This is a genomic window from Streptomyces sp. NPDC048248, assembly GCF_043201875.1.
Lineage (GTDB): Bacteria > Actinomycetota > Actinomycetes > Streptomycetales > Streptomycetaceae > Streptomyces.
The window spans coordinates 91,923-105,754 of record NZ_JBICZL010000005.1; the positions used below are offsets into that span (position 1 = coordinate 91,923).

At 73.6% G+C, this 13,832-nt stretch carries 10 protein-coding genes and 3 tRNA genes; 5 read left to right on the top strand and 8 right to left on the bottom strand.

Translation table 11 applies throughout. From position 1 onward, the window contains the following. Positions 1 to 4: 4 nt before the first annotated feature. Positions 5 to 706, bottom strand: coding sequence for a response regulator transcription factor (locus ACGFZW_RS11825; RefSeq protein WP_393893264.1), 702 nt, complete (start codon positions 704 to 706; stop codon positions 5 to 7). Between the two features lie 834 nt (positions 707 to 1,540). Between ACGFZW_RS11825 and ACGFZW_RS11830 the strand changes: the two genes are divergently transcribed. Then, positions 1,541 to 2,086 carry an NADPH-dependent FMN reductase gene (locus ACGFZW_RS11830; protein ID WP_393892927.1) on the top strand — a complete coding sequence of 182 codons (546 nt, stop codon included), beginning with the start codon at positions 1,541 to 1,543 and terminating at the stop codon, positions 2,084 to 2,086. Between the two features lie 214 nt (positions 2,087 to 2,300). Here the strand turns inward: ACGFZW_RS11830 and ACGFZW_RS11835 are convergent, their stop codons facing one another. From ACGFZW_RS11835 to ACGFZW_RS11845, 3 genes are all read right to left on the bottom strand, one after another. Continuing rightward, the gene (locus tag ACGFZW_RS11835) at positions 2,301 to 3,176 is read right to left on the bottom strand and encodes an amidohydrolase family protein (RefSeq protein WP_393892928.1); all 876 of its coding nucleotides are present in this window, start codon (positions 3,174 to 3,176) and stop codon (positions 2,301 to 2,303) included. 232 nt (positions 3,177 to 3,408) lie between these two features. Then, positions 3,409 to 4,395: a DUF2797 domain-containing protein gene (locus tag ACGFZW_RS11840; protein ID WP_393892929.1), complete on the bottom strand. Its 987-nt coding sequence runs from the start codon at positions 4,393 to 4,395 to the stop codon at positions 3,409 to 3,411. Between the two features lie 130 nt (positions 4,396 to 4,525). After that, the gene (locus ACGFZW_RS11845) at positions 4,526 to 5,587 is read right to left on the bottom strand and encodes a GlxA family transcriptional regulator (RefSeq protein WP_393892930.1); all 1,062 of its coding nucleotides are present in this window, start codon (positions 5,585 to 5,587) and stop codon (positions 4,526 to 4,528) included. A 71-nt stretch (positions 5,588 to 5,658) separates the two neighbouring features. On the opposite strand from ACGFZW_RS11845, the gene ACGFZW_RS11850 reads away from it, so the two are divergent. Then, entirely contained in the window at positions 5,659 to 6,459 is an 801-nt protein-coding gene (locus ACGFZW_RS11850) for an NAD(P)H-dependent oxidoreductase (RefSeq protein WP_393892931.1), read from the top strand. 89 nt (positions 6,460 to 6,548) lie between these two features. Here the strand turns inward: ACGFZW_RS11850 and ACGFZW_RS11855 are convergent. Beyond that, positions 6,549 to 6,622, bottom strand: a tRNA-Met gene (locus ACGFZW_RS11855). Positions 6,623 to 6,705: 83 nt separating this feature from the next. On the opposite strand from ACGFZW_RS11855, the gene ACGFZW_RS11860 reads away from it, so the two are divergent. Continuing rightward, positions 6,706 to 7,206: a hypothetical protein gene (locus ACGFZW_RS11860; RefSeq protein WP_393892932.1), complete on the top strand. Its 501-nt coding sequence runs from the start codon at positions 6,706 to 6,708 to the stop codon at positions 7,204 to 7,206. Between the two features lie 64 nt (positions 7,207 to 7,270). Here ACGFZW_RS11860 and ACGFZW_RS11865 read toward each other — a convergent pair whose 3' ends face one another. The 3 genes from ACGFZW_RS11865 to ACGFZW_RS11875 all read right to left on the bottom strand — a co-directional run bounded on the left by ACGFZW_RS11865 (position 7,271) and on the right by ACGFZW_RS11875 (position 8,545). Then, positions 7,271 to 7,711, bottom strand: coding sequence for a GNAT family N-acetyltransferase (locus ACGFZW_RS11865; RefSeq protein WP_393892933.1), 441 nt, complete (start codon positions 7,709 to 7,711; stop codon positions 7,271 to 7,273). A gap of 217 nt (positions 7,712 to 7,928) precedes the next feature. Beyond that, a tRNA-Arg gene (locus ACGFZW_RS11870) sits at positions 7,929 to 8,001 on the bottom strand. Positions 8,002 to 8,454: 453 nt separating this feature from the next. Next, positions 8,455 to 8,545: transfer RNA gene (locus ACGFZW_RS11875), tRNA-Ser, on the bottom strand. 239 nt (positions 8,546 to 8,784) lie between these two features. On the opposite strand from ACGFZW_RS11875, the gene ACGFZW_RS11880 reads away from it, so the two are divergent. Together ACGFZW_RS11880 and ACGFZW_RS11885 are read left to right on the top strand one after the other, a co-directional pair. Continuing rightward, entirely contained in the window at positions 8,785 to 9,285 is a 501-nt protein-coding gene (locus tag ACGFZW_RS11880; RefSeq protein ID WP_393892934.1) for an SSI family serine proteinase inhibitor, read from the top strand. A 272-nt stretch (positions 9,286 to 9,557) separates the two neighbouring features. Continuing rightward, positions 9,558 to 13,814, top strand: coding sequence for a PAS domain-containing protein (locus ACGFZW_RS11885; protein WP_393892935.1), 4,257 nt, complete (start codon positions 9,558 to 9,560; stop codon positions 13,812 to 13,814). Positions 13,815 to 13,832 lie beyond the last annotated feature (18 nt).

Below are 13,832 nucleotides of genomic sequence, written 5' to 3' on the forward strand. Positions count from 1 at the left end.
CTCGTTACCCGCCGGGCTTGATCAGATAGCCCGCGCCACGCCGGGTGTGGATCATCGGGGCCCGTCCCGCGTCGATCTTCCGCCGCAGATACGAGATGTACAGCTCCACGACATTGGCCTGTCCGCCGAAGTCGTAGCTCCACACCCGGTCGAGTATCTGCGTCTTGCTCAGCACCCGGCGCGGATTGCGCATCAGATACCGCAGCAGCTCGAATTCGGTGGCCGTGAGATGGATTTCCCGGCCGTCCCGCCACACCTCGTGACTGTCCTCGTCGAGCACCAGATCGCCCACCGTGAGCAGCGACTCGCTGCGCGCGGCGGCCGCGCCCGCCCGGCGGAGCAGCCCACGCAGCCGGGCCACCACCTCTTCCAGGCTGAACGGCTTGGTGACGTAGTCGTCGCCGCCCGCCGTGAGCCCGGCGATACGGTCCTCCACGGCGTCCTTCGCGGTCAGGAAGAGCACCGGGACGTCGGGCAGCTCACGGCGCAGCCGTCCCAGGACCGTCAGCCCGTCCATGTCCGGCAGCATCACATCGAGCAGCACGGCATCGGGCCGCCAGCTGCGGGCCACGCGCAGGGCGCCCGCTCCGTCGCCCTCGGACCGGATGTCCCAGCCTTCGTAGCGCAGCGCGAGCGACAACAGGTCGGCGAGCGAGGACTCATCGTCCACGACCAGCACCCGCACCGGGCTGCCATCGGCCCGCAGCAGCACCGGCTGTTTCCCTGGCGCCCGTGCCGGCGCACCGTTCTCGGCGGTGGCCCGGGTGCCGGTCGGGCGGCGGCCACCCGCGGCCCTCGTGGCCCTGGGCGGGGCGGGAGCCACCGGCGAGGATGCCACCGGCGAGGGAGCCACGGCCCCGGTGGACACCGCGGACGCCGCGGACCCGGCGGAAGACGGGGCGGCGGACGACACAGGGGACGACGGAGTGGCGGTCATGCCCTTGAGCGTGCCGAGCCCCCGTGAGAGCACCCTTGCGGCTTTCTGTGAATTACCTGAGAAAGCCGCCGGGGCGGGCCTGAGGGGGGGCTCCCCCTCCCCCTCCCCGACCCACCCCGCTCCCCCAAGCCACCCGACTCCGCGCCCCAACCCCGCACCCATACCCCGCACTCAGCGCCCGCACCGCCCACTACCTGCGCGCGCCTGCAGCCACCCGGCCCCGCCCCCGTCCCGCCGGTGACCTCAGCCCCCTATCCCGCTGTCCCCCTATCCCCATGTCCCCGTATCCCCGTCCCCCCCGGGCGCCCCGTCCCGGCAGTCCCCCCCAGCAGCCCCTCCCTCCAGCAGCCCCACCCCGCCGGCCCCGCCCCACCAGCTCGGGCCGGCTGCGCAACCGGCCCGAGCCCGCGCGCAGTCGGGCGGGTCCCCCGTGCAACCGGTCTGGGCCGCCCCCCGCGCGGTCCAGCCCGATCAGCACAACCTCAGCATGACACCCACCACTGACAATCGCTCTGACCAGCAACTACGCGCCCCTGAGCAGCATTTGCCGTCGCTCTCAGCCTTCTCGCCACGCCGCTGCCGTCACCGTCGTACCGTCGCGGCATGAAGCTCCTCGCACTCTCCGGCAGCCTTCGCGCCCGCTCCTCCAACAGCGCGGTCCTGCGCTCCGCCCTCGACTTCTTCGACGGCGCCACCACCACGGCGGACATCGGCGCGCTCCCGCACTTCAACCCTGATCTGGACGGCGAGGATGCCGTGCCGCCCGCTCCCGTGGTCGCGCTCAGGGCCGCCGTAGGCGCCGCGGACGCCGTCCTCATCGTCAGCCCGGAATACGCGCACGGCGTCCCCGGAGTCCTGAAGAACGCCCTCGACTGGCTGGTCAGCAGCGGCGAATGCGTCCACAAGCCGATCGCCGTGATCACCGCTTCGCCGTTCCCGACCGGCGGTGACCATGCCAATGCCCAACTCCGTGAGACCTTGCGGATGATGACCGGCACGGTCGTCACCGCGGCCTGCCGCGAGATCCCGGCCGTCGGGCCGCTGATCGACACCGCGACGGACCGCGTCAAGGACGAGGCGACCCTCGCCGACCTCCGCACGGCAATCTCCCACCTGACAGCCGCCGCCACCGCGGCCACCACACCCTGACCGTCCGCCCCTCGGGTCACCCCGGCCCCCGTGATCCGGACGCCCCGGGGCCCCAGCAGACCGGCTGACCGGCTGACCGGCTGACCGGCTGACCGGCTGACCGGCTGACCGGCTGACCGCGAGCCTCACCCGCCCAGCCCGGCCGCCAACGCCCTCGTAGCCCCAGCGCGTCGTATCCCCAGCGCGTCGTATCCCCAGCGCCCCTCACAACCCCTCACAGCCCGAACAACCGCGCCCCGTTCCCGTAACAAACCCCCCGAAGCCAGTCGTCGCCCAACTCCAGCCGGAGCAGCGCCTCCAGAGCATGGGCGTACCCGTAGGGGATGTTGGGGAAGTCGCTGCCGAACAGCACCCGGTCGCCGAGATCCGCGAGCCGGGGGCGTTCGGTGCGTGGGAACGGCGCGATCCGCTCGGCGAAGTCGGTGAACGCCATCGTCGTGTCGAGGTGCACACCCGGATAGCGCTGCGCCAGGTCCAGGAAGTCGGTGTACTCGGGCATGCCCAGGTGCGCGATGACCAGCCGCAGCCGGGGGTGGCGGGCCAGCAGCCGGCCGATCGGCTCGGGGCCGGTGTACTTGCCCGGCGCCGGGCCCGACCCGCAGTGGATGACGACCGGGGTCCCGGCCTCCGCCAGGGCGCCCCACACCGGGTCGAGCAGCGCATCGCCGGGGTCATATCCACCGACCTGCACATGGGCCTTGAACACCCGCGCTCCGTCGGCGAGTTCCGCCCGGACGTACTCGGCGGCGCCGTCCTCGGGGTAGAACGTCGCCGTCCGCAGACAGTCCGGCGTCCGGGCCGCGAAGTCCGCCGCCCAGCTGTTCAGCCAGCGCGCCATGCCGGGCTTGTGCGGATAGATCATCGACGTGAAGGCGCGTACGCCGAACCCGCGCAGCACCGCCAGCCGTTCGTCCTCCTCGAACCGGTAGCGGATCGGCCACTCCCGGCCGACCAGCGGTCCGGCGGCGTCGAAGTACGCCCAGACCTTCGCCATCACCCGCTCGGGCATGAAGTGCGTGTGCACATCGATCAGCCCCGGCAGCCCCAGCTCCCGCCAGAACGCGTCGACCCGCTCATCGCCGTCCGCCATGCCCGGCCCCTCCCGCAGTTCGCAACCACCGGGCAGTGCGACTGCCCGGCACCGACCCGTGGCCCCGGCTTGTCCGGCGTCCACCACCCGACGCCTCCTCCGCTCTCGCCGGAGGCGATCCGTGCCGCCCACACCTATCAGAGAAAGCCCCGAGGTAAAACGCCCCCCATACAAGCCCGCACCCCGGCACCCGCCCATCCCCCGTACTCCCCCTCAAGCCCCCTCCCTCTCCTCAGAACAGCCCCTCCTGGCCGCCGTCCCACTCTTCCTCGCGCCGCCCCGAACCGCGCCGCGCCGCCGAGCCGTACGCGGCGGCGCGTACGGGCACCGTCGTCACCCGCCCCGCGGCCGGGCCCAGCACCCACCCGGACAGCATCCGGGCATCCAGCACAGCCACCACACCGGCGCCACCCTCCGCGGCCCCCGACGCCTCACCGTCCCCCGCCAGCCGCAGATACACATCGGCTCCCACGCCGGCCAGCACCTCGCCCACGATTTCCGCGCCCGGCGCCAGGCCCGCCAGCTCCGGCGCCTCCGGGGGAATCCGGTCCAGCCCGAACAGCTCGCCGTGATCATCACAGGCGAACGCCACCGGCTCCAGCGTCTCCGGCCATCCCGTCAACGCCGTCGCGTCGGCGTGGAGTTGTGCCAGCTCAGCCGCTCGTTCGGCCGGTGGCGGCAGCGCCCCGCGCGCCGCCCGCTTCGCCGCCTTCCCGAACCGGTCCGGGATGCCCAGCGCGCTGCCCAGCAGCGCCTCCGCGCGCCGCGCCGCCATCAGGGGCCCGCGCCCCAGCCATGCGTACGCCACCGCGCCCTGCTCCACCAGACGCGCCGGCCCCCGCTCGGCGGCCGTGATCCCCACCTTGAGCAGCCCGGGACCGAAGTACGCCAGATAGACGCCGTACGGGCGCCTGTCGTCGGCCATGGTGTCCGCGGCCACCGAACGCGACCGGTCGAGCTGCGCGCATCGCGCGCACTGGTCCTTCGCGCTCGCCCCGTCGAGCACCGCCGCATACGGGCAGACGATCCACCGGCCGGCCCGCCACACGCCCAGGCACCGCCGCTCTCCACGCGCCGCGAACGCCAGTGCCTTACCGGCAGGGAGCATGCTGACGCGCTCCTCGCCGCGCTCGGCGCTGTACCAGCCGAGGCGCTGCTCGTACCGCCCCGCCGCCCCCGCTCCACCGCCGGACCAGCGCGGTCCCGTACATCGCCACACGCCGCCAGCCTACGGCGGCAACCGGTCGGCCGAGCCCCTGAATGGCGCCCCCGCCCGGCCCGAGTCGCCCCGGCGCCCCGCCCACTCCGGCCCGGAGCCCGACCCGCGGCGCTCCCGTCAGAAACGCCCCCTACCGCACCAACCGCAGCTCCGGACCCCGGAACGTGCTGCGGTACGCCCGAGGGGAGACCCCGAGCGCCGACTGCAGATGCTGGCGCAGCGAAGCCGCCGTGCCGAAGCCGGCCTCCGCCGCGATCCGGTCCACGGTCAGGTCGGTCTCCTCCAGCAACTGCCGTGCCCGCTCGATGCGTTGTTGCGTCAGCCACTGCAACGGGGAGATCCCGACCTCCTCCCGGAACCGCCTGGTGAAGGTGCGTACGCTCATCGCCTCCCGCGCCGCCAGCTCCCGCAGGCTCAGCGGCCGGTCCAGATGCTCCAGGGCCCAGGCCCGCGCCGCCCCCGTGGAGGACAGCTGGGGCTCGGGAACCGGCCGCCGGATGAACTGCGCCTGGCCGCCCTCCCGGTGCGGCGGCACCACCGTGCGGCGGGCCACGTCGTTGGCCACGGCCGCCCCGTGATCACGGCGGATCATGTGCAGGCACAGATCCAGCCCCGAGGCGACACCCGCCGCCGTCAGCACATCGCCCTCGTCCGTGTACAGCACGTCCGCGTCCAGCTCGACCGACGGGAACAGCCGGCGGAAGTCGGCCACCGACCGCCAGTGGGTGGTCGCCCGCCGCCCGTCCAGCAGCCCGGCAGCCGCCAGCACGAACGCCCCCGTGCAGATCGATGCGATCCGCGTCCCCGGCCGGATGCGCCCCAGCGCATCGGCCATCGCCGGGCTCAGCCGGCCGGCACTCCGCTCCGTCCCCGGGGCGTAGTCCACTCCCGAGGCCGGTACGACGACGGTGTCCGCCTCCGCGAGCACCTGCGGTCCGTGCGCGACATTCACCGTGAAGTCGGTGTCCGTACGCACCTCGCCCGGCTCCGGCGCGCAGGTCACCAGCTCGTAGAGCCGCTCCCCGGCCGCCGACCTGGCCTCCCCGAAGATGCGGTGCACGATCCCCACCTCGATCGGCAGCATCCCGTCCCGCACCAGCACCGCGACCCGGTGCCGGCCGTCCCGGGAAAACGCCCGCGATCCATCCCCGGAAGGCGCCCGTCCGCTCCGACCACTCTCCATGACTCCCATGGCCCGATCCTTGCACACTATGACCATCGGGCCACTCGTTCGTGCCGCCGCCCCGCCGGACAGTGGACGGCATGAAGGTCCTCTGGCTGTTCGCCCACCCCGATCACCGCTCGCTGAGCGGCGCCCTCAAGACCGAGGGGCTGCGCACCCTCGACGCTCACGGCCACCGGCACGAGGTCTCCGACCTCTACGCCATGAAGTGGAACCCGATCGTCGACGCCGACGACTACGCCCACGACCCGGACGACCGCCTCCGTATCGGCGATGCATCCGAACGCGCCTACACAGAAGGCAGGTTGAGCCCCGACATCCGCGCCGAGCAGGAGAAACTCGCCTGGGCCGACACGCTCGTCGTCCAGTTCCCGCTCTGGTGGTACGGCATGCCCGCCCTCCTCAAGGGCTGGTTCGACCGGGTCTTCGTCAAGGGCTTCGCCTTCGGCCTCACCGACCCCGTAACCGGCCGCCCTCGGCGCTACGGCGACGGCAAGCTGGCCGGAAAGCGCGCCATGGTCGTGGTCACCGCCGGGGCCCGCGCCACCACCCTCGGCCCCCGCGGCGTCAACGGCGACCTCAACGACCTCCTGTTCCCCCTCCAGCACGGCACGCTCTGGTACACCGGTATGTCCGTCGTCCCCCCGCTGCTCATCCCGGGCGCGGACCGCGCCACGGGCGAGGACTACGAGAGGGCCGCCACCCGCCTACGGGAGCGCCTGCGCACCCTCCCCACCACCGAGCCGCTCCCCTTTCGCCACCAGAACACCGGCGACTACGACGACGAGCTGCTCCTCCAACCGCACCTGGCCACCGCCCACCAGGGCCCGGCCGCCCACTACACGGCCCCACCCACCCCGGCACACGCCGAACCGAGCTGACCGACGAGAACAGCCGTCCGGATCAGCCCTCCCCGAACAGCAAAAAGCCGTAGGCCCGGTGGAAGAATCCACCGGGCCTACGGCGTCAGTAGCGGGGACAGGATTTGAACCTGCGACCTCTGGGTTATGAGCCCAGCGAGCTACCGAGCTGCTCCACCCCGCGTCGGTAGGTCAGACACTACGCGACCCACCGGCCAACGCCTAATCCTTTCTTCACGCCCCCGTCCGCACCGCCCAGGAGCCCGCATGCCCCACCCCATCCCGGACCCCGCCCGGACCGGACCCGGCGAGCACCCCCACTCACCCCCCGGCCTGCACTCCACCCCCGGCCCCGAGCCGCTGCCGGCCCCCCACTTCGTCCGCTTCCAAGGCACCACGCGCCACCCCCGCGGTCACTTCCCCGGCGTCTTCGCCCTGGTCAACACCCTCGCCAAGAACGGCAGGCTCACGCCCGACCAGGAGCGCTTCCGACGCACCCACAACGACTGGTACGACGCGAACTACCCCGACCCCTCGACCGTCGACCCCACCGTCTACGACGAAGCCGTCAACCCGGGCGCCGTGGCCTGGTTCAAGTCGACCTCCCTCGAACTGATCGGCCGCGTCGACGGCTACCTCACGATCCTCGCCGCCCACGACATCCCCTGCCGCCGCATCCACTCCACACGCCCCGGCCGCATCGTCTACGAGGACATCCACCAGGTGGTCGTCACCCCGTGGCCCACCGACCACTCCACGACCACCTGACACACGACACGCCCCGCCCGGTTCGCCCGGGCGGGGCGTGTACAGACTTCGGAGGCGGCAGAACTCACGCCAGCCGCAACGTGAACCAGGGCACCTCGTCCCCCGGCAGCACATACCGGTCGACTTCGACGAACCCCTGCTTCCGCGCGAACCGCAGCCCCTCCGTGTTGGCGGCCCACACCACCGTCTCGATCACCCCGACGCCGAGTCCGCGCGCCTGCGCCAGCCCCCGCGAGTACAGCGCTCCCCCGAACCCCCGCCCACGGTGCTCGGGCAGCACCCGAGCGATCACCGTGGCCGCCGGCTCGTCACTCGTGGGCGGACGCACCGTCGTGCAGCCCACCACCACGTCATCGAGGTACGCCACGTCCAGCTGATACCGCCCGGCCCGCTCGCGCACCTCGTCGAGGGACAGCACGGCACTGGGAATGATCAGGTTGTGGACGTACTGCCAGTCCTGGAGCGCGGCCTCGCCATCCACCGCTTCGATACGAAGTTTCGACACAGCCACAGCGAACCCCGCACCCCCTGGACCGTCAACTGCATAAACGCCCACCGAAGTTCACGACCCCACCCCGACGGCCACCCTCACCCCGCATGTGACCCAGACCACTTCCACCCGTTCACGGGCCTCACCACACGGAGCGGCCCCGGCGTCCGCGCTGATGTCACGCACCCACGCAAAAGGCCCTCCGGGAATCCCGGAGGGCCTTTCTCTGCTGTGCGCTCGGCAGGATTCGAACCTGCAACCTTCTGATCCGTAGTCAGATGCTCTATCCGTTAAGCTACGAGCGCTTGGCTTTCCCGGCGGTTTTTCTTGCCGGTCGGCGTTGCGGGAACAACATTACATGACCGGCGCCGTGAGGTGAAATCCATTCCCCCAACCCCCTCTGACCTGCGCAAATGCGTTCGCAGGGGGTTCTGAGGGCGGTTGGCGCCGGACGGGCTCCGCGGTGATCCGGACGAAGTTCGGGTGGGTGTCGTCCTCTTCGGAGGGGTGCCGGCCCACATGGAGATGTCCGCCCTCCTCACCGCAGCGCGCTCGCGCCCCGGGGTGGACCGGTGCGGGCGGCCTCGCCTCGTTCGCGCGGGCCGGCGGGGGCGTCCACGTACGGGCGCCCGAGGAACCCGAAGGAAGTAGCCGGAGGGCATCAGGTGTCGACCGGAGCTCGCGAACAGGACGCGCGAACGGGCGCGAGAAGCGTTCAGGCCCCGGTCGCGGACGACCGGGGCCTGAACGAAGAGAAGCGGAGGCGGAGGGATTTGAACCCTCGATGGGGGGTAAGCCCCAAACCGCATTAGCAGTGCGGCGCCATAGACCGGACTAGGCGACGCCTCCACACACCCCACACGCGCAAGTGCGCTGTGGCGTGTCCAGATGATGGCACAGCCCTGCGGGCCGTCACCAATCGCCCCCTACCGTACTAGGCGGGCGACCCGACCGGCAAAGACGTTCCCGCGGCGCAACGTCGGCGTCGGCGGCGCGTTAGGAGAAGCGGGGCCGTGCGGCCACGCAGCCGTACGCCCCCCGCGCGTACGCACCGCGTGCCCGCCCCGCACTCGCCCCTGGAGCTTGTGATGCCGCACCGCCGGACCTCCCTCTTCGCCGCGGCCGCCACCGCCGCCGTGTCCGTCGTCTCCGCCGTCGCCGCCCTCGCCCCGGCGCCGGCCGCCGCGGCCGCCCCGATCCCGCTGGCCCAGCACCGCGCCCCGGAAGGTCTGCCGCCCCTGCCCTTCGGCCCCCGGTCCGCCGACCACCTGACGGTCACCGTCCGCCACTCCGGTTCACCACTGACCGACGGCACCTTCGAGCTGTACTGCCACCCCGACGGGGGCACGCACCGGTCCGCCAAGGACGCCTGCGACAAGCTGGACGGGATGTCGCGGTGGGGCGAGGACCCGTTCGCCGCCGTTCCGAGGAACGCGCAGTGCACGATGATGTACGGCGGCCCGGCCACCGCGCATGTCACCGGCACCTGGGCGGGACGCCCCATCGACGCCGACTTCAGCCGCACCAACGGGTGCGAGATCCACCGCTGGGGCCGCTTCGTGCCGGTGCTGCCGGCGACCTCTTCCTGAGCCGGCCCGGGTCCGGCCGACATGCGGGCGTGGTCCGGCGTGGCGCGGGGTCCGGCCCCGGAGCGAACGGCTGTCGGCGGACCGTTTCGTGGCGGAGTGGCGCAGCAGATCAGGACGCGGGGCACATGTCCGGCGTGCGGTGAGTCGCACACAGCCGTGGCATTACCTCCTCGTCATCCGCCTCCGCGTCCCGGGCAAGTGCCCGTAGACTCCTTTCCAGCGACCTGCCACGGTGGGTCGGCAAGGTGCGGTAACAGGGAGGAAGCGTCGTCGTGAGCAGCAGGCCATCCCGAGGCGCTGCTCGCCTCGCAGCCATACTCGACGCCCTCCCGGACGCGCTGTTGCTCGTCAACTGCAACGGCACGGTCGTCAACGCCAACACCATTGCCCTGGAGACCTTCGAGGCGCCGGGCACCGCCCTGGTGGGCCGCGGCCTGCTCGATCTGCTGCCGACCTTCGACTCCAAGCGCATCCCCGGCTCCATGCGGCGCCGGGACGAGGAGATCGAGGGCCCGCGCACCAAGCCCACCCGGATGGTGGCGCGGCGTACCGACGGCACGGAGCTGCTGGTCGAGGTGACCAGCGCCAATCTCGAGGACGGCCGCACGCCGTACGAATCCGCCTTCGAGGCCGCGTACGCCGAGCACCGGACCGGCTACACCGGCGATGAGCTGCTGATGCTCGTGGTCCGCGATCTGACCGGGACGCTGGACACCGAGACCGAGCTGGCGCGCCAGCAGCGGCAGACCGAGATGATCCTGCGGGCCGCGGCCGAGGGCGTCGTCGGCGTCGACGCCGAGGGCAAGGTCGTCCTGGTCAATCCGTCCGCCGCGCAGATCCTGGGCTTCCGGGCCAGCGAGCTGGGCGGCAAGGAGCTGCATCCGCTGATCCACCACTCCCGGGCGGACGGCTCGCCGCTGCCGTGGGAGGACACCCCACTCGCCGACACCCTCAAGTCCGGTCGCAAGCACCGGGTGCGCGGGCAGGCGCTGTGGGCGAAGGACGGCCGTGCGGTGTCCGTGGATCTGACGACGGCGCCGGTGCGGGACGGCGATCAGCTCGTCGGCGCGGTGATGACGTTCACCGACCGCCGCCCTTACGAGGCGCTGGCGGCACGGCACGCCCAGTTGCTCGCCGTGCTCGACCAGGCGCTGCGCGGACCGCTGGAGGAGCTGAACGGCGAGCTGAGCACCCTCGCCTCCGACCCCGCCGGGCAGCTGTGGCCCGAGGCGAACCAGATCCTGCATCACCTCGCCGCCGGGCACGCCCGGATGACGACGCTGGTGGACAACGTCCTGAGCTATCAGCGGCTGGACTCCGGCACGGACCGGCTCAACCGCGCGAAGGTCTCGCTCGACGGCGTCGTCGCCGCGGGCGTGGAGGGCGCGATCGAGCTGATCGGGCCGGGCCGGGCGCAGTTCGCGGTGCACGCGCCGCCCATAGAGGCCACCGTCGACGCCGACCGGATCGCCCAGGCCCTCTCCCACCTCATCGCGGACGTCGCTGGGGTGGACTCCACGGGCCGGATGTCGGCCGTCGGCGGGGACGCGGGCGCGCGGACGGGGCCGGTCCCCGGCGACTCGACGATCGTGGTGGCGGCCGCGCAGCGTGGTGACGTCGTACGGATCGAGGTGCGCGGCCCGTACGGCGGCGGGGACCCGGTCCATGGGCCGATCGTCCGCGGGATCGTACGACAGCACGGCGGCCTGGTGCAGACGCACGACGTGCCGGGTGCGCCGGGCACGGGCGGCAGCGCGTATGTGCTGGAGCTGCCGATGGCGGCGGACGGCGCGGCGGCGCAGGCGGAGAGCGCGCCGGAGACGACCGGCAACGAGACGACGGTGATGCCGGTTCCGGCGGCCCGCGCGCGCGGCACGCAGGCGGCGGACGCGACGGACGGTGCGGGCGTTCAGCAGCAGGGCGACGAGGGCACCGAGGGCGGTGACGGGGGCGCCGGTGGTTCGGGAGGCCCCGGTGGCGGCCCGGGTACGGGTGGTTCCGACGGGACCGACGGCGGTGGCCTCGGCGGCGCCACGGCGCAGAACTCCTCGGACGGCGGCGCTGTGGCGCTGCCCGCCCAGGCGAACGGCGCGCAGCCGACGGGACGTCGGCGGGCGCGGCACTCCGGCGCGGAGCAGGGCGAGACATCCGGCGGCCCGCGGGCACTGGGGCCGGGACAGGGAACGCAGAACGGACAGGGGCCGGCCGCCGCGGATGACCGCGCTCCGGCTCCGGCAGCCGCGAGCGGCGATCCGCGTGGCGCGGCCGGCTCCGGTACGGCGGGCGGCGCGGCGGGTGCGCAGCCCCAGCCGCAGCACGGAAACGAAGCGGCCCGCTCCGAGGGCGACAGTCACGGCGGCCGACCGGGCACGGCAGGGCCTGCGGTGCCTCCGGGCGCCGAGGCCGTTCCGCCGAGCGGTCGGCGACGGGCACGGCAGGCGGCACCGGAGGGCAGCGCGCTGCCCGCGCTCCCCGCGGGGACGCAGGGCGCGCCACAGAGCCACACCGCGCCGCCGGCACCGGCCGCGACGCAGGCGCACGCCCAGGCGCAGGCGCGGGCGCACGAACAGAGTCAGGGCGGGCCGCAGGGGCTGTCGCCGGTGCAGCCGGCGGGCCGTCGGGCGCGCCGCGCGCTGGCCGAGGCGCCCGAGCGGCCCGCGGCGGGCGAGCGGGGCCCCGCGCACCCGTCGGACGCCGCATCACAGCCGGACGGCGCGCCGCATCCGTCGTCCCCCCGGTCCGCGGATTCGCTGTCGCCCGCCGGGGCGCGTACGGCCTTCGCTCTGCCGCCCGCCGCGGCGGACCGGTCCCCGCAGTCGACGCCGTCCCTGCCCGCGCAGGCGGGTCCGCAGGACAGCGGTGGCACCGGCCGGCGCCGGGCGCGCCGTGCGGTGGCGGGCGGGCCTGAGGGGGCACCGGGTGAGCAGTCCGGGCTTGCCCTCGAAGCGTCGGACAACCACGTTGACGCACAAGGCGATTGGGATGCCGAGCCGACCGGCCGCAGGCGCGCGAGGCGGGCGGCTGCCGAGGAGCGGGCAGCCGCCGCGATGGCCGATTCCGAAGCGTCCGGCACGTTCGTGGCGGGCCCGGAAGGGCTCGTGGCGCAGCCCTCCGAGCCGGCCGAGGCGACCGGTACGGTGACCGGCGCCGCGCCCGGGATCGCCCCGACTCCGGAGGCAGCCGCGCCCGCTCCGACGGGCCGCCGTCGTGGGCGCCCCAGCCCGGTCGAGGAGGCGCCCGGCCAGACCCCGGAGCAGGCCCAGGCCCCCGCGCAGGGACCACCGCCCGCGCCCCGGCAGCCGCTGCCGCCCGCCGACGACGCCGCCGTGCCCGGCCATGCCCAGGAGCGGGCGTTCAGCGTGCGCACGCTCGGCCAGGGCGTGCCGTTCGCGCAGCAGATTTCCGACCAGCAGCGTGCGGCTCCGCCGGGCAGCACACCGCCCGGTGGCACGTCCGCCGGGTCGGGGCGCCGCCGCAAGCTCGCCGCGCCCCCGCAGGAGGGTGAGCGCGCCGCGGCCGCGGACTCCTCGGCCACCCAAGGAGGGCGCCCGCAGCCGGGGCCGCAGGTGGCGCAGCCCGCCCCTGCCCCGCAGCAGGCCCAGCAGCTTCCGCAGCACCAGCAGCACCCGGCGCAGCCGAAGCCGCAGGCCGCGGCGTCGCAGTCGCATCTGATGCATGCCGGCGAGGGGCGCGCCTTCGCCATCTCGGCGCCCGACGAGGGCAGCGAGGGCCCGGAGCCGTTGGACGGCCCGAACGGCGCCATAGAGGTGATGGACCGTCAGCCGCCGCCCATGGACGACGAGTTGCCGCCGGAGCCGCTGGACAATCCGCGACGGCTGCTGGTCTGGCCCGCGCCGGACGTCTCCACCCAGCAGGCGCTGAGCGACCGTGGCTACCGTCCGGTGATCGTCAACTCCCGCGAGGAGGTGGACGCGCAGATCGCGGCCTATCCGGCCGCGCTGTTCGTCGACCCGCTGACCGGGCCGATCACCCGCACCGCGCTCCAGTCGCTGCGCCAGGCGGCCGGTGCGGCCGAGGTCCCGGTGCTGGTCACCGCGGGCCTTGGGCAGGCCACCCGGGAGGCGGCGTACGGCGCCGACCCGGCCGTGCTCCTCAAGGCCCTCGCCCCGCGCGACAGCGAGCAACACCCCCCGCGGGTGCTGCTGATCGAGCAGAACGACGCCATCGCGGGCGCCCTGACCGCCTCGCTTGAGCGGCGCGGGATGCAGGTCGCACGGGCCGACGCGGACACCGACGCGGTCACCCTCGCGACGCAGATGCGGCCGAACCTGGTCGTGATGGACCTGATGCAGGTGCGGCGCCGGCGGGCCGGCATCGTGGACTGGCTGCGGGCCAACGGGCTGCTCGACCGCACCCCGCTGGTCGTCTACACCTCCGCGGACATGGACCCGGCCCAGCTGCCGCGGCTCGCGGCGGGTGAGACCGTCCTCTTCCTGGCGGAGCGCTCCACGAGCGCCGAGGTGCAGGCCCGGATCGTCGATCTGCTCGCCAAGATCGGTACGAACTGACGGAGCGGCCCGGGGCGC

Excerpts from the sequence above, each read along its gene's own strand:
- ACGFZW_RS11830 (WP_393892927.1), top strand. The coding sequence starts at position 1,541 with ATGAAGCTCCTCGCACTCTCCGGCAGCCTTCGCGCCCGCTCCTCCAAC.
- ACGFZW_RS11835 (WP_393892928.1), bottom strand. The coding sequence starts at position 3,176 with ATGGCGGACGGCGATGAGCGGGTCGACGCGTTCTGGCGGGAGCTGGGG.
- ACGFZW_RS11845 (WP_393892930.1), bottom strand. The coding sequence starts at position 5,587 with ATGGGAGTCATGGAGAGTGGTCGGAGCGGACGGGCGCCTTCCGGGGAT.
- ACGFZW_RS11850 (WP_393892931.1), top strand. The coding sequence starts at position 5,659 with ATGAAGGTCCTCTGGCTGTTCGCCCACCCCGATCACCGCTCGCTGAGC.
- ACGFZW_RS11860 (WP_393892932.1), top strand. The coding sequence starts at position 6,706 with ATGCCCCACCCCATCCCGGACCCCGCCCGGACCGGACCCGGCGAGCAC.
- ACGFZW_RS11880 (WP_393892934.1), top strand. The coding sequence starts at position 8,785 with ATGCCGCACCGCCGGACCTCCCTCTTCGCCGCGGCCGCCACCGCCGCC.